The organism is Qipengyuania sp. NPDC077410 (assembly GCF_044543405.1).
GTDB classification, from domain to species: domain Bacteria; phylum Pseudomonadota; class Alphaproteobacteria; order Sphingomonadales; family Sphingomonadaceae; genus Qipengyuania; species Qipengyuania pacifica.
Genome location: NZ_JBITWB010000001.1, coordinates 425,727 through 445,355, shown reverse-complemented (window position 1 = coordinate 445,355; position 19,629 = coordinate 425,727). Strand labels below are relative to the sequence as shown.

The 19,629-nt window shown below is 59.2% G+C and carries 19 protein-coding genes; 15 read left to right on the top strand and 4 right to left on the bottom strand.

Annotated features, from left to right (window positions below):
* Positions 1-383 precede the first annotated feature (383 nt).
* The 3 genes from ACIGGE_RS02225 (at position 384) to ACIGGE_RS02215 (ending at position 4,692) form a co-directional block, all read left to right on the top strand.
* Positions 384-1,040, top strand: coding sequence for a hypothetical protein (locus ACIGGE_RS02225; RefSeq protein ID WP_397489305.1), 657 nt, complete (start codon positions 384-386; stop codon positions 1,038-1,040).
* A complete protein-coding gene (locus ACIGGE_RS02220) occupies positions 1,040-1,999 on the top strand; it encodes a cation diffusion facilitator family transporter (protein ID WP_050600437.1) in 960 nt (319 codons plus the stop codon). Before ACIGGE_RS02225 ends, ACIGGE_RS02220 begins: the two co-directional genes overlap by 1 nt.
* A gap of 440 nt (positions 2,000-2,439) precedes the next feature.
* Positions 2,440-4,692 (top strand): TonB-dependent receptor family protein, encoded by a 2,253-nt coding sequence (locus tag ACIGGE_RS02215; RefSeq protein ID WP_397489304.1) that lies wholly within the window; start codon positions 2,440-2,442, stop codon positions 4,690-4,692.
* A gap of 246 nt (positions 4,693-4,938) precedes the next feature.
* Here ACIGGE_RS02215 and ACIGGE_RS02210 read toward each other — a convergent pair whose 3' ends face one another.
* Positions 4,939-5,265 carry a YnfA family protein gene (locus tag ACIGGE_RS02210; protein ID WP_050600435.1) on the bottom strand — a complete coding sequence of 109 codons (327 nt, stop codon included), beginning with the start codon at positions 5,263-5,265 and terminating at the stop codon, positions 4,939-4,941.
* Complete coding sequence (locus tag ACIGGE_RS02205) at positions 5,262-5,660, bottom strand: helix-turn-helix domain-containing protein (protein WP_397489303.1); 399 nt, start codon at positions 5,658-5,660, stop codon at positions 5,262-5,264. The genes ACIGGE_RS02210 and ACIGGE_RS02205 overlap by 4 nt, the downstream gene beginning before the upstream one ends.
* A gap of 74 nt (positions 5,661-5,734) precedes the next feature.
* Here ACIGGE_RS02205 and ACIGGE_RS02200 point away from each other — a divergent pair, with 74 nt between their 5' ends.
* The gene (locus ACIGGE_RS02200; RefSeq protein WP_397489302.1) at positions 5,735-6,352 is read left to right on the top strand and encodes a cation transporter; all 618 of its coding nucleotides are present in this window, start codon (positions 5,735-5,737) and stop codon (positions 6,350-6,352) included.
* A 965-nt stretch (positions 6,353-7,317) separates the two neighbouring features.
* Here the strand turns inward: ACIGGE_RS02200 and ACIGGE_RS02195 are convergent.
* Positions 7,318-7,440, bottom strand: a complete 123-nt coding sequence (locus ACIGGE_RS02195) for a hypothetical protein (RefSeq protein ID WP_397489301.1) — start codon at positions 7,438-7,440, stop codon at positions 7,318-7,320.
* Between the two features lie 87 nt (positions 7,441-7,527).
* A complete protein-coding gene (locus ACIGGE_RS02190) occupies positions 7,528-7,905 on the bottom strand; it encodes a copper-binding protein (protein WP_397489300.1) in 378 nt (125 codons plus the stop codon).
* Between the two features lie 302 nt (positions 7,906-8,207).
* Between ACIGGE_RS02190 and ACIGGE_RS02185 the strand changes: the two genes are divergently transcribed.
* From ACIGGE_RS02185 to ACIGGE_RS02135, 11 genes are all read left to right on the top strand, one after another.
* Positions 8,208-9,614, top strand: coding sequence for a multicopper oxidase family protein (locus ACIGGE_RS02185; RefSeq protein WP_397489299.1), 1,407 nt, complete (start codon positions 8,208-8,210; stop codon positions 9,612-9,614).
* A gap of 29 nt (positions 9,615-9,643) precedes the next feature.
* Complete coding sequence (locus tag ACIGGE_RS02180) at positions 9,644-10,075, top strand: DUF411 domain-containing protein (protein WP_397489298.1); 432 nt, start codon at positions 9,644-9,646, stop codon at positions 10,073-10,075.
* A gap of 220 nt (positions 10,076-10,295) precedes the next feature.
* Positions 10,296-10,742, top strand: a complete 447-nt coding sequence (cueR, locus tag ACIGGE_RS02175) for a Cu(I)-responsive transcriptional regulator (RefSeq protein ID WP_397489297.1) — start codon at positions 10,296-10,298, stop codon at positions 10,740-10,742.
* A 180-nt stretch (positions 10,743-10,922) separates the two neighbouring features.
* On the top strand, positions 10,923-11,348 hold the full coding sequence (locus tag ACIGGE_RS02170) for a CBS domain-containing protein (RefSeq protein ID WP_397489296.1): 426 nt from the start codon (positions 10,923-10,925) through the stop codon (positions 11,346-11,348).
* A 302-nt stretch (positions 11,349-11,650) separates the two neighbouring features.
* Positions 11,651-11,959, top strand: coding sequence for a hypothetical protein (locus ACIGGE_RS02165; protein WP_348035560.1), 309 nt, complete (start codon positions 11,651-11,653; stop codon positions 11,957-11,959).
* A gap of 44 nt (positions 11,960-12,003) precedes the next feature.
* On the top strand, positions 12,004-12,324 hold the full coding sequence (locus ACIGGE_RS02160; protein ID WP_348035561.1) for a hypothetical protein: 321 nt from the start codon (positions 12,004-12,006) through the stop codon (positions 12,322-12,324).
* A gap of 240 nt (positions 12,325-12,564) precedes the next feature.
* Positions 12,565-13,044: a hypothetical protein gene (locus ACIGGE_RS02155; protein WP_348035562.1), complete on the top strand. Its 480-nt coding sequence runs from the start codon at positions 12,565-12,567 to the stop codon at positions 13,042-13,044.
* A 148-nt stretch (positions 13,045-13,192) separates the two neighbouring features.
* Positions 13,193-14,401: a TolC family protein gene (locus ACIGGE_RS02150; RefSeq protein WP_348035564.1), complete on the top strand. Its 1,209-nt coding sequence runs from the start codon at positions 13,193-13,195 to the stop codon at positions 14,399-14,401.
* Positions 14,398-15,924: an efflux RND transporter periplasmic adaptor subunit gene (locus ACIGGE_RS02145; protein WP_253520361.1), complete on the top strand. Its 1,527-nt coding sequence runs from the start codon at positions 14,398-14,400 to the stop codon at positions 15,922-15,924. Before ACIGGE_RS02150 ends, ACIGGE_RS02145 begins: the two co-directional genes overlap by 4 nt.
* Positions 15,921-19,088, top strand: a complete 3,168-nt coding sequence (locus ACIGGE_RS02140; protein WP_397489295.1) for an efflux RND transporter permease subunit — start codon at positions 15,921-15,923, stop codon at positions 19,086-19,088. The genes ACIGGE_RS02145 and ACIGGE_RS02140 overlap by 4 nt, the downstream gene beginning before the upstream one ends.
* Positions 19,067-19,465 carry a copper-binding protein gene (locus tag ACIGGE_RS02135; RefSeq protein WP_397489294.1) on the top strand — a complete coding sequence of 133 codons (399 nt, stop codon included), beginning with the start codon at positions 19,067-19,069 and terminating at the stop codon, positions 19,463-19,465. The genes ACIGGE_RS02140 and ACIGGE_RS02135 overlap by 22 nt, the downstream gene beginning before the upstream one ends.
* Positions 19,466-19,629: the final 164 nt, after the last annotated feature.

Genomic DNA, 19,629 nt, shown 5'->3' with positions numbered 1-19,629 from the left:
GAACGGAGCGGCCATAGCCACCGCGAAGAGGATCATGACGATCAGCCCTTGCTTATGAGGACATCTCCCCGAAAAGATTTTGATGGAGATTTGCCTGTCGCGCGGAAGAAAGTCGCAGACGAACTTCCGGCGGTACGGGGTTTGAAAAGCTAATGAGCCTTTTCGACACTATCTTTGAGACACAAAGCCGATCGCATGTTTTGCTTCTTGCGATATTCGCAAGCACCGGCTTGGTCGTAGGGACGTTGTGGGTCGAACGTGTGGGGGCGGGATTGCGCCGGTCCGATCTGTTGTATCCTGCTGCTGCGGGCGTTCTGTTTGCGACCGCTGCGCTAGCGGTTACGCCGTTCGTCCAATCGGCAGTCGACAGCTGGGCCATCCCTGTGCTCTTTTTGCTCGGTGGAGGAGCCTATGTTCTTCTGTGCAAGGCAGCCGGCTATCTCAGAGGCCGTTTCGCGGACGGCAAAAGAAAGCAGCATGATCATGACGAGGATTTGTCCAATGTTGCTGTATCGTCGATCTTCTCCATCGTCGATCTGATCGGCTATGGTTTGACCCTCGGTATTGCAGCAGCCGCTTCCGTGACTTTGGCAATAGTCACCGCGGCAGGGTTGGCCATGGCGAATGTCTTGGTCAGTCGTCAGATTGGCTCCAGGTTCATAGCCGCTAGCTCAAGCCGAATGGACCGCATCGCGCTACAGGTCGGTCTCGCTCTGGCCTTCATCGGTTCTGCGCTGTTGGCATTCTGGATGGTACACAGTGTCGATAGTTTCGGGCTGCCTTGGCTCCTCACCGTCCTTGCAGGGTTGCTCCTGGCTGCGGCGGTAAGAGCTTTGCTTCTTCATCAAGCGGCACACACAGCGGGGCACTTCAAATCGCTTCTTGTTTTTCTCGTCGGGTTCGCCCTTCTCGCACTCATTTTCGCCGGGCTTGATGAATTATCAGACGCGGTGGATCTTCCGAATTCGGGTTTGGAGCATCCCGTAGAGCGACCGGCAGTCGCGTTTAGCATTGAACCCTTCACAATGGGACGCGAGTAATGGAGCAATCCCACGGTCACGCCGGACATAGTCACGGCGAAGAAAATCTCAGCGATCGCCAGCTGATCTTTGCAGTGGCGATCAACGTTTTGCTTACAGTTGCCCAAATCATTGGCGGGATCGTCTCAGGGTCGCTCGCGCTCATAGCCGACGCCTTGCACAATTTCAGCGATGCGGCTTCGCTTGGCCTGGCCTGGTTCGCGCGCAAAATCGGGCGGCGACCCGCCGACAAACTTATGACCTTCGGTTATGCGCAAGGCGAAGTCGTCGCCGCACTCATCAACCTCACGACCCTGCTTATCATCGGCTTCTACCTGTTGGTGGAGGCAATCAACCGGTTCGCCGATCCCCAACCGGTCGAGGGATGGACCGTCATAGGCGTGGCGGGCATAGCGCTGGTCATCGATCTGGTGACTGCCTTCATCGTCTATCGCGGTTCGCATGACAGCATCAACATGAAGGCGGCCTTTCTGCACAACGTCTCCGATGCTCTCGCGTCGGTCGGTGTGATCGTTGCTGGCGCGCTGATCCTGCTATACGATCTCTACATCGCGGATCTGATCATCACCCTAATCATCGCCGGTTATGTCATCTGGCAGGGGGTGACCCTGATGCCGCGGACAGTCCGGCTCTTGATGGGCGCGGTTCCCGACGAGCTGGAGTTTGATCGGATCGTTTTGGCACTCGAAAAGTTGGATGGGATCGACGGAGTACATCATGTTCATGTTTGGTCGATCGGCGAGCATCACCGGGCGCTGGAAACGCATGTAACCCCTGAAGGCGCTTCACTTGAGCAATTCGAGAAAGTGAAGGGCCGGGCTAGGTCGATGTTGAAAGAAGAATTTCAAATTGAGCATGCGACATTCGAAGCGTGCTTTGAAACGGACTGCGAAGCCGATCTCGTTCCCGCGCATCAAACCGCACATCCGCATGAAGTTGGCGGACCCCATCAGCCTTAGATTTGTGTGCGTATTCGATGACGTCTGCAGACCACGATAATTGCTGAAAAACCGGAAACCCGGGCCGTCAAAGCTCGGCCGCAAGGTTTGGGTGCGTACGAGTGTTCGTTGAACAACCCTAACTCAGGCTTGCGAGGATTGTCGGGCTTGCCATCGGCCTGGCCCTGCTCGTGCAAAAAGGACCGCGCTGCGCAAGGTGTTAAATGCGTTGCAGTTGCTCGGTTACAAAGGAAAACAGCCGACCGCAGGCTTACTCTTTGAAGCTCAGGTAAATCACCACATCCTTGCCTCATCGGTGTCGCAAATCCCCCGCGCTGCGCTGCACAGCTACGCGCACGAGCGCTACCGAGAAGTTTTCCCAAAGCGTGTTTTTGCTCTTGCGAGGCAATCGCAATAAGGTTAGGGCCCGGATTTCCACACTCGGAGAACAGGAAGTTTTTATGTATCGTACTGCCGTCTCGTCCCTCGCAATCGCTTTGTCCGCACCGGCGGTGGCACAAGAGACTACCGGGCCTGATGACGGAGAGGTGCGCGCCGAACAGATTGCAGACGAGCGCCGGGAGAATCCGGTGGATTCGATCATCGTGGTCGGCGGCCGGATCGATCCCTACCGTATCGCGGGATCGGCCGATCTTATCGACAGCGAGGATCTGCGCCGGTTCGATTACGGGGATGTAAATCGCGTCCTGCGGCAGGTCCCCGGCATCAACACGCAGGAGGAAGACGGGTTCGGCTTGTTCCCGAATATCGGTCTGCGCGGCAGTCCGGTCGAACGTTCGAGCAACATCACGCTCATGGAAGACGGCGTGCTGATCGCGCCTGCTCCCTATGCCGCGCCGGCAGCGTATTATTTCCCGGCCATCGGGCGCATGCAGGCGGTCGAAGTCACGAAAGGGGCCGCCGCCATTCGCTATGGGCCCCGTACGATCGGCGGGGCGGTCAATCTTCGGTCGACCGACATTCCGGCCGACGGGCTGGCTGGCTACGCTTTCGGGCAATACGGGTCGCGCGACTATTATCAGGGACAGGCCTGGGTCGGTGGAGACACGGACTACGTCGGCGCGCTGCTTGAAACCTACCAGCAGGGCAGCGACGGCTTCAAGACGATTGATGGGCTTCCCGACGCCGACACCGGTTTCGAGCGACAGGATTACCGTGGACGCTTGGCTGTTCACACAGCACCGGACGCGCCTGTCGAGGCGCGACTGGAATTCGTCTATGGCCGATCGGACCTTGAAGCCAACGAGACGTACCTTGGACTTGCCGACACCGATTTCGCCGCGGAGCCCTATCGTCGCTATGCGGCAAGCCAGCGCGACGCTTTTTCCGGTGAGCACGATCAATATCGCGTTACCGGCAGCTTGGCATTTTCTGACGGAACGAGGATCACAGCTACGCTGTACCGGAACGACTTTGCCCGCAGCTGGTCCAAGCTCCAGGATATCGACTTCGACGGCGATGGCAGCTTCGATTCAATTAGCTCGGTTTTCGTTAATCCAGAGGACAATGCCGGGGCGCTTAGCATCTTGCGCGGGGCGGATAGCTTCGAGGGCGCGGTTCGCATACGGAACAACAACCGCGTCTATCGCAGCGAAGGCGCTCAGATTTCGCTTGAGCGCCCCTTCGAGATGGGCGGCGCGAGGCACAACCTTGCCGTATCTGTCCGCTACCACGAGGATGAGGAAGACAGGCTGCAAAACGAGGAATTCTACTCACAGATCGGGGGTGATCTCGTCTTCGAACGGCAGACCGATCTTGGTCAGCAAGCCAACCGGGAAGCGAAAGCAAAGGCGATCGCGTTCTATATCGAGGACCGGATCGAGATCGGTGCCCTGACACTGACTCCCGGCTTGAGGTATGAAGGGATTGACCTGACCCGGCTCGACTATGCCGGGTCAGACCCGGATCGCTCGAATGGGCCCACCCGTGTCCGTCGGACCGATATCGATCAGTGGTTGCCAGGTCTTGGCGCCACCTACGAGTTGGGTGATGCCATATTGCTGGCAGGTGTGTCGCGCGGTTTCTCACCTCCCGGTCCAGGCAATCCTGATGCACGGGCCGAGGAAAGCTGGAACTACGAAGCCGGGGTCCGCTATCGGAGCGACAAGGTCCAGGTCTCCGCGATCGGCTTCTACAACGACTACTCGAACCTTCTGGGCAACTGCACTCAATCCGTGGGCTGCAGCGTCGGTGATATTGGCGATCAGTTCAATGGCGGCGCGGTTACGGTCAAAGGGCTGGAACTGTCGGCGGCGGTTGAACCTCGCCTTTCCAATTCGGTCTCGTTCCCGCTCTCGCTTGCCTACACGTTCACGGATGCAGAATTCGACAGCAGCTTCGACAGCGAATTTTTTGGCGACGTAAACGAAGGCGATGACCTGCCGTACATCGCGCGCCATCAGCTCTATGTCGAAGCGGGGGTAAACATGGGACGTGCGGCGGCTACCGTTGGCGCCAACTACGTTTCCGAGTTGCGCGACAATCCAGGAAGCGGAGCCGTTGCTGAAAACGAGAGGATCGATGATCGCATCGTCTTCGATATTGCGGGAAGTTACGCGCTGACTGACAAATTCTCCCTGTTTGCGCGCGTCGACAATGTTCTCGACAATCAATACGCCGTGAGCAGGCGCCCGTTCGGTCTGCGACCAGGGGTTCCGCGGCGCATTGTGGGTGGTGCTCGGGTCAGTTTTTAAACTCCGCGTGAGGCTTTTGGCGTTGATGTTCGCGCCCCCTTCATTTTGCGTGCTTGGAGGCGAGAACTGAGATGAAAGCTGACCCTAGATCGAATGCCAGACGGGATTGGGCAGGGCGGAACTCCCCACCAAGACTGTTGCGGACGCCTGGGGGTGAGCTCGTCCGCGAATCCTGGTTCTCGAACGACAATCGTATCCCTGAAAAGTCGACCGGTGTTTTCAGTATCAGGGATTCGTCGCGATCTTTCAGGCCACGCGTGGCGCGAAAAGGATGACTGTGGCACCGCCGAGGCAGATCAATGCTCCTAGCAGATCCCAGCGATCCGGCTGTGTATCTTCGACGAGCCAGAGCCAGCCAAGCGACGCGGTGATATAGACGCCGCCATAGGCGGCGAAGGCTCGCCCTGCAGCATCCGCCTCAATGCGAGCAAGGAGATAGGCGAACAACACGAGCGCCAATACTCCGGGAAGGAGCCACCAGGCGCTCCTGTCCATTCTGAACCAGGCCCAGAACGCAAAGCACCCCGCAATCTCGGCGAGCGCGGCAAGGGGATAGATCCATATCGCGTTCACGCTTCAGTCCCCTCGGCGAGCGCTTCAATGACCAGACAGGTGCCGACCGTTCCTTGCTCGCAGTTTTCCAGCATCCGGCGCAGTTCCCTTCGGAGAGCCTCCAGATCGGCAATCTTGCGGTTGACTTCGCCCAGGTGCGCTCGTGCCAGCGTGTCGACCGCATGGCAGGACCGCGACCGGTCGTCGGCCAGTTCGAGAAGGTCGCGAATGCGCGTCATGGAAAACCCCAGGTCGCGCGCGCGGCGAATGAAATTCAGCCTCCGGGCGTCCTTGGGACTGTAGTCGCGATAGTTGGCCTGTGTACGGGGCGGGGACGCGAGAATGCCCTCACGTTCATAGTAACGGATGGTTTCCGCTTTTACGCCCGCCGCGCGGGCGAGTTCACCGATCCGCATAGGCTTCCCTCGATCGCTTGACCTTGTAGCGACTACAAGGTGTATAAATCGATTCGACACAAGGAGTCGAGCGAATGGGAAAAAATTGCTGCGGTCCTGTCGAGGACGTCGAGGCGAATAATGATCCGCTGTGGCGCCGTATCCTGTGGATCGCTCTCATTCTCAATGCGGTTATGTTCAGCGTCGAAATCGTGGCGGGCCTTGCTGCTGATTCGCGTGCATTGCAGGCTGACGCACTCGATTTTCTGGGCGATGCGGCAAATTACGCCATAAGTCTCGGCGTTGCCGGAATGGCGCTTGCGTGGCGCGCTTGCGCAGCCATTGCCAAAGCAGCGACCATGCTGGCGTTCGGGCTATGGGTGCTTGGCTCCGCGATCTGGGGTTTCTTTGCCGGTGCCTCGCCGGACGCCGGGACCATGGGCATTATCGGAACCGTCGCGCTTGCGGTGAATCTCGCAGTTGCCGCGATGTTGTTCCGGTTTCGCACGGGTGATGCCAACATGCGCTCGGTGTGGATTTGCTCGCGCAACGACGCGATCGGCAATGTGGCGGTTCTGGGTGCGGCGCTGGGGGTCTTCGGAACCGGGCGCGCATGGCCCGACCTGGTTGTCGCCGCGATCATGGCGGGCCTTGCTCTCTGGGGCAGCATCGAGGTGTTTGCGCAGGCGCGCGGGGAGCTGCGCTCTACCTGAGAAGGAAATCCAAGAGGCAGTTACGTTATTGTACGACCTGTGCCGGCTTAGGCTGACTTCCTTACAAAGCCCGTTGAAGGCTGACCGCTTTTGATTATTGCAGGTAGCCGCATAAGTGCTGGTCCACCAAAACCTTCCTCGTGGTGGACTCAGGGAGATGATGATGTTCTCGGCGACGGGGCGACGATTTTCTCTCCTGGTGGAGACAGTCTTTATGCAATTCGTAGCGCTGCTCATCCTGGCGACCGGTGCTCACTAGGTATCACTTTCGATCGCTTCGACTAGGCTGACCCAAGTCCCATTTTCCGTGAGAGCCAAAGGGTCGCGGTCGGGACAAGGACCCACATGATTATGGGAACGAGTCCAATCTTTGTCCTAGGGACTAGCGGCATAGTGGGACTGTAGGTCCAGCCCCAGGCAGACCCAACGGCCAATATTTCGACCACGGATGTTATCGCCAGACCAATGGCGAGATAGATAAGGAAGCGGGATATTGGCCAGTCGACAAGCCAAGATGTTCGGCGGTTTCCCAACGAGGCGCCCAGATAGGCCGCCACCATGATGCCCGCGTCACCGAACGATGCCAGACCACATCGGTATGCGGCTTCAGCAGGACCAAGCCCGTCAGTGCTGTAGAACGGGAGCTGGAACATTTCCCAGGCGAAGGCAATCAGTCCGCCGAAAATGGCGATCCACAGGCGGGATGCGCGCCTCGCCACACTGCTTCGGGCCTACCCGTATTTATAGGATCCAAACCTCACCATCCTATTTCAAGCCTGCGCTATTACCATGCAGAACCGTTAAACGACGAACCGGTCGTAATTGACTGCTAGCTTCTTGACGATGGCTGACCCGATATATCCGCTCGAACCGGTGACGATCACGACAGGCTTGTCTGGATCACTCATGTGCGAAATGCCATCGTGCGAAGGTCGAGACGCAAGCCGATAATCATATGCAAGGGCTCACTTCCGCAGATATTTAATAAGCGCAGCGATCGCGAGCAGCAGGGCGACAATTACCAGTAACCAGACCAGGCCCATGCCGATCATCATCATGCCGCCTCCCATCATCGAACCGTCACCCATGATTGTCTCTCCCTTTTTTGCGGCGAAGCCGCAGTGTCGATACGCCTTCTACGCCCGAAGCGGCTTCAACCCTCACTCAAGGCGACTTCATATCGCATCCCTGGTAATCCCCGTGATGACATAAGTCTCACCGCTCTGGCCAAATTCGAAGTTCACGGGGTCGCCGACGGAGAATTTGTCGATCATATCCGGAGATTGCGCCACGAAGGTCATGGTCATCGCGGGCCATTCCATTGTCTCGACCGGACCGTGCGAGATCGTAATACGGCTGCCATCGATTTTGGTGATGTCACCGCTTCCTGTGTGGAGAGGTCCTTCGATCTCACCTGCTGGCGTCTGATCCTCTAAACCCGCTGGTACGCCTGCTGTCATGCCGTCTTGAGGCTCCTGCGTGGTGCCTTCCTCGCCACACGAAGCAAGCGCGAGCGAGGCGACAGCCATTATACCCAAGGCGATTTTGCTCATGTAATATTTCTCCGTTTTAAAAGCAGTGGGCGGCTTTTCGTCTAATGCGGCCAACGTTCATGGGCGCGAGAGTTTCCCTGGCCGGACTGTGTGACAGTTGAACTTATCCGATGAACTGCCTCGGCGCAGGCAACGACAGGAGAATTCTCATCGTGGAGGTCATTGGTGAGGGCCTGCTGCGCGCGAATTGGGGCCGGGCCGATCATTGGCTTCCCTGAAAACGGCCCTTGACCTTACCATGATGGGAAGCCCTATCTTTGCTACTGGAATACGAAAGTAGACTGATCGGAAGGCGCCAGATCATGGCAATGAGCATTGCAAAGCTGAGCCGCCGTGGCTTTCTCGCGGGTGGCGGAGCGGTGGCCGTGACTGGCACTGCGGCGCTGTTCATGCAGCGTGGCGGCAGCGTGATCGCGGGATCTGCGGTCCGCGGACCGGTCGATATGCGTCTGCGCGCATCCCCCGCGACTGTGCCGCTCCTCGGCGATGCGCAGGGCGGGGTCGACGTATGGGTCTACAACGGCCAGGTGGCGGCTCCTGAAATCCGTATCAGGCAGGGAGAGCGTCTGCGCGTCGCGCTCGACAATGACCTTGCGCAGGAAACCACCATTCATTGGCACGGTGTGCGGGTTCCCAATGCGATGGATGGCGTGCCGCATCTCACCCAGGATCCCGTCCGGCCGGGCCAGTCGTTTACCTATGATTTTGTGCCTCAGGATGCCGGCACGTTCTGGTATCATCCTCATCACCGTAGTTTTGAACAGGTCGCGCGAGGTCTTTATGCCCCGCTGATCGTCGAAGAGCGTGAACCGATCATGGTGGACAGGGATATAACCTGGATGCTCGACGACTGGCGGATCGGTGCAGATGGTCAGATAAATGATGATTTCGGGAATCCGTCCGACGCCTTCATGTCCGGCCGCGTTGGTAACACGATGACGATCAACGGGCGTCCGCCGCAGCCTTTTGTAGTACGCAGCGGGGAGCGCATCCGACTGCGGCTGATCAATGCCGCGAACGCGCGGATCTTCGCGCTCGATTTTTCCCGTCTCAATCCGCGGATCATTGCCTTGGACGGACAGCCGGTAGCTCCGCACGAGGTCGATGGAGCGCTGCACATTGCTCCGGGAATGCGGATCGATCTGATTTTGGATCCTGAGGGCGCGCCCGGATCGCGCGTCACGATCGGAGACAGTTTCTATGAGGGTCTCGAATTTGCGCTGACGGACGTCGTTTATTCGGACACACCGCTGCGCGCAGACCCGTTGACGACTCCGATTGCGTTGCCGCCTAATCCCATCCCTGAGCCGCAAACAGAAACGTCGACCCGCCACGAAGTTGTGTTCGGTGGTGGAATGATGGGACCATCGGCGACCGGCAAGATGGACTGGACCGTAAATGGCGTGGCGGCCTCGGGCCACAATCTCGACCCCGTTCTGACCCTACCCAGAGGCGAGAGTGTCATTCTGACCCTTCGTAACGAGACGGTCTGGTGGCATCCTATCCATCTGCACGGGCACAGTTTCAGAGTACTTTCCCGAAACGGCAAGCCGACGCGATATCGCGAATGGCAGGACACGGTGCTCATAGCACCAGACGAGATTGTGGAAGTCGCTTTCGTGGCTGACAATCCCGGAGACTGGATGTTCCACTGCCACATACTCGAACATCAGGCCGCAGGCATGATGGCGACAGTCAGAGTGACTTAGATCAAAGGAGACGAAAGATGAGAAATGTAGTGGAAATCTTCGCCGCACTGGCGGTTCTCGTAGCAACACCGGCCCTTGCAGCGCCCCCCGAGAAGCCGCTTGCGACCCTTTTCAAGAATCCGCAATGCGGCTGCTGCGAAAGCTACGCGGCGTATCTGCGGGAAAATGGCTACGAAGTGAAGGTCGAAGCGACCAACGACTTGGCGTTAATCAAGCAGAGGCAAGGTATTCCGCAAGAGTTGGGGGGCTGCCACACCACGTTCGTGGGAGGCTATTATGTTGACGGGCATGTGCCGATCGGAAGCTTCGACCGCCTGCTGGCTGAGCGTCCGGAACTCAATGGTATAACGCTTCCCGGAATGCCCGCTGGCTCCCCAGGGATGGGTGGAACAAAATCCAGCCCCTTCACCATCTTTGCTTTGGCTCAGGGCGGCGAGCGGTCGGTCTACGCTGTCGAATAGGGGGCGGTAAGGGGCGCCCGACCAGGGTGGCCTGATCAGCCGGAGCGCATAAGAGAAAATCGCGTCGATACGACGGGCAGGCTTTTGCCACCTACCTGGGTCGGCCGGTAAGGGGATTCGGCACTTGATAGGGTAAAATTGCATCCCATCATTGGAAGCTTGGAAAGTGCCGAGAAAATACCAATTCGCGGGACTGTGCCAATATGAAGGAGAAATGATCATGAACATCGGGCAGGCAGCCGACAAATCCGGCGTCTCGGCCAAGATGATCCGCTATTATGAAAAAACCGGATTGATTGAGCCAGCGGAAAGGGCGGCTTCGGGGTACAGGGTTTACGAGCCGCGAGACGTCCACACGCTTCGGTTCGTTCGCCGTGCCCGAGATCTCGGTTTTTCTGTGGAGCAAATCCAGGAATTGCTTGCACTTTGGCAGGATCGAAGCAGCGCCAGCGCCGATGTAAGGGCGGTGGCATGCGCTCATATTGAGCGTCTACGCGAAAAGATCGTCGGGATGCAGTCAATGGTTGCCACGCTCGATGAATTGGCGGCGAAGTGTACCGATGACGATAGGCCCGACTGCCCGATCCTTCGCGACCTCGCGCAGGGTAGTCCGTCCGATTGTGCGAGCGCTTTAGATCATCGGTTCGGTCCCGGGCGCCTGCAATAGGCCGGTACCCCGATCAATTGAAAAGGCGTGTGTTCGGGGAGCGCCAAGCGAACCGGCTTGCATACGCAACGGGTCGCGGATGTAATTGGAACCGAGAGCTTTTTTAGATCATTTACTACGCGAGCGCATAAATGCGCCGAAACACCAAAGTGGAGATGAACAATGGAAGCCCGAGATGTCATGACAGCCGACCCAGCCTGCTGCAGCCCATCAGATAGCGTCAAGGATGCCGCGACGCTGATGGTTGATAACGATTGCGGCGAAATTCCCGTCGTCGATGAAACCGGTGCCCTCGTCGGTGTCGTAACCGATCGCGATATCGCATGCCGCTGCGTCGCAGAGGGCCAATCAGCCGACACGCGGGTTGCGGATGTGATGTCCCCATCCCCTGTGACAGTCACCGCTGACACGAGCGTTGACGATTGCTGCAAGAAAATGGAGGACAACCAGGTCCGCCGACTTCCGGTGGTCGACGATGGAGGCAAATGCTGCGGCATCGTTTCGCAGGCCGACATTGCGCAAAACGCCGAGAAGAGCGAAACGGGCGATCTGGTCCGCGAGGTCTCGGAGCCTACAAAGGAAGCCGCTTCGGCGGGATGTTGCTAGGCAATTTTTAGGTCCTTGCTTCAAGCAGGTCACCGCAATCATGTACCATAGCTTTGTTGCTGACGCTGATTTCGGCGACGTCTAGAGTGCGCCGGTTGTCGATTAGATACGGCGCCGGTGCACTCTATGCCGTTTAGCACGGCGGACCAGACGAAGCCGAGCGATTGCCGACGAACAGTGTGCGCTAGCGCCAAGAAAGCCACCCTTTCTTCCATTTCAGAAAACTCTGAGAAAGGCCTTGACCTTCCCATGATGGGAAGGCCCATCTTGTGGCTATCAAGGACGAATCGAGGAGTACCCAAATGACGTCGAGTTCCACCGCGCTTGTTCCGTGGACGCCACAATTAGGAGCCCAGCAGCTTCAGGCGGCGACCTCGAAGTCATCGGGAGGCAAAAGTTGCGCGAGCCCTGCACGCTGGTCGACCAAGACGAAGTGGCTGATCGCCGCAAGCGTCGTTCTCGCTCTAGGCGCAGCAATACTGGGTTCGATGTGGTTCGGGTTCGCGGCGGTTTTGCCCCTGCTCTACCTGTTCCCATGCCTGGCGATGATGGCCATGTGCATGAAGGGTATGAAAAGCACGGGCCCAGAGGGCTCGGGCACCCAAAGTTGATTGAGCGCCTCCCTTTGTCACCGTATAATCTAAGGAGAATACCAATGTATCGTAATTTCAAAACAATGTTGACCGGCGCTGCTGTCGCTCTTGGTCTCGTTTCCACCGCCGCACTTGCCCAACAGGCTGACCGCGCTCCACAGGATGCCGATTCACACATGAATATGGACAGCGAAGCTGGAGCGGAAGGGGCAATGCCGCGGGGTGAGATGATGGCGATGATGCAGGATCCGGAAATGCGCCGCAAGATGATGGCGATGATGGAAAACTGCAAAGCCATGATGGAACGCATGGAGGCCATGTCCGCCTCGCAAGACATGTCGGCCTCGCGGGATATGCCCGCGTCCTCGCAGGATGAGAGGTGACGCGGAACCGGGCGCCGATCTATCCAGTTCGGCGCCGCTCCGTTTCGACCTTGTGCGCAGGCAGGCTGAAGGATGGTCCGTTAATGCGCATATTCGCAGAAGGGCTCACCGCCGGTTTCAGCGCACAGCGCTATCTGTTCTTCGACGGTCGCACCGTCATCCAAAACTCTTGGTGACCGAGGCTAAGGCTAAGATGCTTATCCATCGCTTCCATGATTGAATCAAAGGACGGACTTCAACGTGACATCGGGAAGCTTTCGTCAGCAGGCGTGGAACGCCATGAAATTTTCGGGCCATCAATCGGTCTTCGCACTTGCGTTTAATCGGCGGTCGACTTATCGCAAAAGAGTGTCGATAGGTCGTTTCCTTGCTGTTGTACTTTTTGGCCTCGGCCTTTTTGTACAAAGTGCTGCCCAAGCGGCGGCGGTTCCACAGTTGGGGGCAGCCGGGACCGTCCATTGCTCGGAAATGGGCGATATGATCATGGAAGGGGTGACGGATGGCAATTCGTCCGAAGAACCTCCATGCGACCAGAGGACACTCGATTGCGTCGTCGCGATGGGATGTCTTGCGCCAGCAAATATCCCCGGCACCAATGATAAGAGTATGGTTCCTTTGCGGGCCGATCGTGAGATCTATCTGACGGGCGATCTGATGGGTCTCCAGGGACGCCTGCTCACACCCGAATCCCCCCCTCCACAAGTTAACCTCGATATCTAGTCTTCTGTAGTCGGTGCCATGGTGCCGTATACAAGCTGGAATAGTCTATATCCGCTCGCTTCGCACCGCGAAGCGAGAAGCCTTGGACTGTCCAGCATCAGAAATTCTACGAGGTTACACAATGAAATGGCGAAGCAGCTGCGCTTTCGTGGCTCTCATATTTGTCGCTCAAGGAGCGCAAGCACAGTCTGTCGGCTACGAAGAGGCTTTGCGCGCGGCCCGCGTCGAACAGCCTGTCCTGCAGGCGCGTGAACTTGAGGTGGAAGCTCTGCGGAACGCGGCGGAGGCTGCAGACGAATTGCCCGATCCGCGGCTACGAGCGGGCATCGTCAATTTGCCGGTCACCGGGCCGGCGGCGTTCGATCTCGACCGGCAGCTTCCGACCCAAGTCCAGGTGGGTGTCGAGCAAGAAATTCCCAATCTAGCCAAGCGACGCGCGAGGGCTGGGCTTGCGGTATCGGATATCCGCTTGGCCGAAGCTCGCCTCGGCGTTGTTGGCCGGGATGTCGAAGTCGCCGCTGGTCGCGCGTGGATATCACTGGCTTATGCGCAGCAGCGACTGGCGCTGGCCGTCGAGGCTCAGGATGAATTGCGCGAGCTCGTGCCGGTTGCTCGCAGCGCAGTCGCATCGGGTTCGGCGCGCCCTGCGGAAAGCCTCGAGATCCGCCGTGCACTGCTCGAGATAGACGATGCCCGGACGCGCATCGAAGCCGATCGGGAAGCGGCGCAGGCGCGGTTGACGCGGTATATTGCAGGGGAGGAGCCGGTGGCGCAAGGTCCGGTACCGCCCGCCGATGTCGATCCGATCGAGCTGCGCACTACGCTAGAGAGCAACCCCGGGATCCGTCTGGCGGACACTGCCGAGCAAAGGGCCCGCGCAGCCATCGATCTTGCCCGGGCGGAAAAGAGGCCCGACTTCGGCGTCAATGTCAGCTTCGGACGGCGAAATCCTGATTTCGGGAATGTCGTCTCGGTCATGGGTTCGGTAACATTGCCGATCTTCGCCGGTCGGCGGCAGGAGCCACGCATTGCCGCGGCCGAAGCGCAAGCGGCTGCGGCGCTGGCCGAGCGCGCGGACGAGCTACGCGAACTTGAAGCCCAGTTCGCGGCCGATCTCGCTGCCTGGCGCAGCGCGGCGCGCCAATGGCAGCGTGCCCGCGAGGAACTATTGCCCCTCGCTCGTGACAGGGCAGACCTTGAAATGGCGAGTTTTGCTGCAGGTCGCGCCGATCTGATCGACGTCATCGAGGCCCGGACAGCCTTGGCTCTACTCGAACTGGAAATCCTCGAACGCGAAGAAGCGACGGTCGAAGCCGCCGCGACTTTGCGACTTACCTACCGGGAGCACATGCAATGAAAGCCGCCTGGCAAAAACTCACCCCTCGCCAAAAGTCCTACACGCTTGCAGCCGGCATAGTACTTGTGAGCCTCGGCGCCGGCTACGGCATCGCCCAGCTTGGGGAAGGTTCCTCCGGTGCTTCGACCGGAGACAGCGCCGCAGCGGGAGCAGGCTGCGAGGAAGTGCTCTACTGGTACGATCCGATGGTGCCTGATCAGCGCTTCGACGAGCCGGGCAAGTCGCCTTTCATGGACATGCAACTGGTCCCGAAATGCGCCGGTGGAGACAGTGCCGGAGCGGGGGGCGTCAGCATCGATCCGCAGCTCGTGCAGAATTTCGGCATTCGAACGGCCGAAGCGGAAATGGGCGTGCTCGAACCCGAGACGAACGTCACCGGCACACTCGCTTACAATGCCCGGGAGGTGTCGATCGTGCAGCCCCGCGCCAGCGGCTTCGTGCAACGAACCTATGGCCATGCGCCCGATGACATCATTAGACAGGGTACCCCTTTGGTGGATTTGCTGATTCCCGAATGGGGCGGCGCGCAGCAGGAATATCTGGCGGTCGCCGCGACCGGCGATGAAGCGCTTACTCGCGCGGCGCGCGAACGGTTGCGGCTTCTTGGAATGCCTGATGGCGTAATCTCGTCGGTCGCGCGCAGTGGTCGCCCACGTTCCACCCTGACGATTACGGCGCCTTCTTCGGGCGCAGTGACAATGCTCGGTGTGCGACCGGGAATGAGCGTGAGCGCGGGCCAGACCTTGGCCGAAATCACCGGACTCAATCCGATCTGGCTGGAAGCGGCGCTTCCCGAAATCCTTGCCGCCGACGTACGGGTTGGCCAGCCCGTAAGCGCGACTTTAACTGCTTATCCGGGGGAACGTTTCGCGGGGCGGATTACTGCGATATTGCCCAGCGCACAGGAGGCCAGTCGAACGCTCACCGTTAGGGCCGAACTGCGCAATCCCAACCTTCGACTGCGTCCTGGCATGTTCGCACAGGTTTCGCTTTCTCCGGCTCGCCGCGAAGCGGTGTTAATTCCTTCCGAAGCAATTATCCGCACTGGCGAACGCACGATCGTGATGCTGGCGCAGGACGAGGGTGGCTATCGCCCTGCCGAGGTGCAGATTGGCCGTGAAGCGGGCGGTCGGACCGAGATACTCGCGGGCCTCGCGCCGGGCGAGGAAGTAGTCACATCGGGCCAGTTCCTGCTTGATTCCGAAGCCAGTCTCGCGGGGCTCGATGTCCGCGGCATCGACGAAGTGCCGACGGCCGCGGGTGCAAGCGAAACGCAGGACGATGCTGACGAGCCGCGCACCTACCGGGCAAGCGGCACTATCGAGCGTATAACTGCCCGCAATATCACCTTGCGGCACGGGCCCGTTGCCGCGCTCGAATGGCCGGCGATGACAATGACGTTCGCGACCGAGGGGGCAGCGCAGGTGCGCGGCTTCAAGCGCGGCGACCGCGTCTCGTTCCAGTTCGTACAGGGAACGGACGGCCCACGCCTCACCGGCATCAGGAAGGCAGGCGACCAATGATCGCGCGCATAATAGAAAGCTCGATCGCCAATCGCATGTTCATCGTATTGGCTTCGATCGCCATCGCGCTCGCGGGGTTCTGGGCCGTGCGGACCACGCCTGTGGATGCACTGCCTGACCTATCCGACGTTCAGGTGGTTATTCGCTCAAATTATCCCGGTCAGGCGCCCCGGCTCGTCGAGGATCAGGTCACTTATCCGCTGGCGACGACGATGCTCTCCGTACCCGGAGCCAAGACCGTGCGCGGATACTCGTTCTTTGGTGACAGCTATGTCTATGTCATTTTCGAGGACGGGACTGACCTTTACTGGGCGCGTTCGCGCGTGCTCGAATATCTCAACCAAGTGCAAGGGCAGCTTCCCGCAGGCGTGGAGAGCAGCCTCGGCCCCGACGCCACAGGTGTAGGCTGGATCTACGAATACGCGCTCGTCGACCGAACCGGTGGCAACGATCTGGCGGGTCTACGGAGTCTGCAGGACTGGTTCCTGCGCTACGAGCTCAAGACCATTCCCGGCATTGCCGAAGTCGCCAGTATCGGCGGTATGGTCAAGCAGTATCAGATTGTCCTGCAACCCTATCGGATGGCATCGCTCGGTGTGACGCATGCCGACGTCGTGCAGGCGGTTCGGGCTTCCAACCAGGAAGCGGGCGGCTCGATCGTCGAGATGGGCGAAGCCGAATATATGGTGCGCTCATCCGGCTATCTTGGCAGCCTCGATGATTTTCGGGCGATCCCCTTGCAAGTCGCAAGTGGAGGAGTCCCGGTGACGTTGGGCGACGTAGCGACCATCCAGATCGGACCCGAGCTGAGGCGCGGGATAGCGGAGCTCAACGGTCAGGGCGAGGTCGCCGGCGGGGTGGTGATCTTGCGTCAAGGGGCCGACGCGCGATCCGCAATCACCGCGGTCGAGGCGAAGCTCGAACAGCTTCAGCAAAGCCTGCCCGACGGCGTGGAGATCGTTACCACGTATGACCGCTCGCAACTGATCGATGCGTCGGTCAAGAATCTCACCACCAAGCTGGCCGAGGAGTTCATAGTCGTAGGCCTGATATGCGCCTTGTTCCTGTGGCATGTACGTTCGGCGCTGGTTGCCATCGTTACATTACCGCTGGGTGTGCTCGCCGCTTTCGTGGTCATGCGCTTTCAAGGGGTCAACGCCAACATCATGTCGCTTGGAGGCATTGCCATCGCGATCGGCGCGATGGTCGATGCCGCGATCGTCATGATCGAGAATGCTCACAAGCATATTGAGCGCTGGACGCATGAAAACCCCGACAGCGTGCTGGCGGGCGACGAACGCTGGCGGGTCATCGGGGATGCAGCGAAGGAGGTTGGCCCGGCGCTGTTCTACAGCCTGCTGATCATCACCTTGTCCTTCATTCCCGTGTTCACCCTCCAGGCGCAGGAGGGCAGGCTGTTTGCGCCGCTCGCCTTCACCAAGACCTATGCCATGGCCGGTGCAGCAATCCTTTCGATTACGCTGGTCCCTGTGTTGATGGGCTGGATGATCCGCGGCAAGATTCCGCCCGAAGACAAGAACATCCTGAACCGGGGCCTGACCCGCGCCTATCGTCCGGGTCTGGACTGGGTAATGCGCCGGCCGAAGGCAACGCTGGTCATTGCGGCGCTGGTCTTCGCGACGACACTCGTCCCCTTTACCCGGCTTGGTGGCGAGTTTCTTCCGCCGCTCGACGAGGGTGATCTGCTCTACATGCCCAGTGCGCTTCCAGGCCTGTCTCCCGGGCAGGCTTCTGCGCTCCTCCAGCGGACCGACCGCTTGATCAAATCAGTGCCTGAAGTCGAAACGGTATTCGGCAAGGCGGGCCGTGCCGACACGGCGACTGATCCAGCGCCATTGACGATGTTCGAAACCACCATCCAGTTCAAACCGCGCGACGAATGGCGTGAAGGCATGACGCCGGACAAGCTGGTCGAGGAACTCGACCGGGTGGTGCAGGTGCCGGGTCTCGCCAACGTCTGGGTGCCGCCGATCCGCAACCGGATCGACATGCTCGCGACCGGGATCAAGAGCCCGATCGGGGTCAAGGTTTCGGGTGAGGACCTCAGCGATATCGACCAGGTGGCGCAGGCTATCGAACAGGTCGGGAAGCAAGTGCCGGGCGTGAGCTCCGCCCTGGCCGAACGATTGTCGGGCGGGCGCTATGTCGACGTTGATATCGATCGCTTGGCTGCCGCCCGATACGGCCTCAACATCGACGACGTTCAAATGATCGTATCTGGCGCGATCGGCGGCGCCAATGTCGCGCGCACGGTCGAAGGGCTGGCACGTTATCCGATCAATGTGCGTTATCCGCGCGAAATCCGCGACAGCGTGGGCGAACTCAGAGCGCTTCCTCTCCTGACACCGTCAGGGCAGCAGATCACGCTGGGTAGCGTAGCGCAAATTAGCGTAAGTAGCGGGCCGCCCATGCTCAAAAGCGAGCAGGGTCGACCGACGAGCTATGTCTATATCGATGTTCGCGGACGAGATCTCACTTCGGTCGTCAGTGATCTGCAGGAGGCGATCGCGGCAGAAGTCGATCTTCCGGCGGGCGTCAGCATATCCTACGCTGGGCAGTTCGAATATCTTACTCGCGCTGCCGAGCGTATGAAGATCGTTATCCCGGCGACGCTCGCGATCATTTTCCTGCTGCTCTATCTGATCTTCCGCCGCTTCGATGAGGCGCTGCTCATCATGGGTACATTGCCTTTCGCGCTGACCGGCGGGTTTTGGCTTCTGTATATGCTCGGCTACAACCAATCGGTCGCGACTGCTGTCGGTTTTATCGCTCTTGCCGGTGTTTCGGCAGAGTTCGGCGTGGTCATGCTGATCTACCTGAAGGCGGCGCTGGAGGAACGCCCTCCCAACCCTTCGGAAGATGAGGTTGATCAGGCGATCCGCGAAGGCGCGTTGTTGCGCGTCCGGCCCAAGGCGATGACCGTAGCGGTCATTCTTGCCGGACTGTTTCCGATCCTGATCGGCACCGGCGCCGGGTCCGAGGTGATGAGCCGTATCGCGGCCCCGATGATCGGCGGGATGATCACCGCTCCCCTGCTCTCGATGTTCGTACTACCCGCTGCATATCTGTTGATGCGGCGCCCCCGGACCAAACGGTCCAAACCCTCTGAAGGAGAAGAAGAATGCGTATTACAACCCTCGTGACCCTATTGGCTGCGCCGTTGGCTCTCGCTGCCTGCGATTCCGGCGACAATACCGAAGAGATGAACGAAATGCCGATGGCAGACGGCCAAATGGCAGACGGTCAGATGCCGATGGACGATGGCGATATGCCTATGATGGGATCGGATAGCGCCATGCAGACCGCCAGTGCCGAAGGAACCGTGACCGCCATCGACGCCGATGCAGGAACGATCACTGTCGATCACGGCGCTGTCCCCGCGATCGAATGGCCGGCCATGACGATGGGGTTCGAAGCCGATGAGCAACTGCGTCAGGACGTGGCGGTTGGTGACGCGATCTCGTTCGAATTCACTACCGGTGAAGGCGGCAACACGATCACTTCGATCACCAAGAAGTAATTTGCGAGCCGGCCCCGGACCGTATCCCCGGGGCCGGTATAATAGGAGAAGTACCATGATGAAGGGTGACATGCCATTGGCAATGATGGGAATCATGGGTCTGTTCTGCTTGTTGCTGATCGTCCTGGCGGTGTTAGGCATCGCTGCGCTGATCAAATATCTCC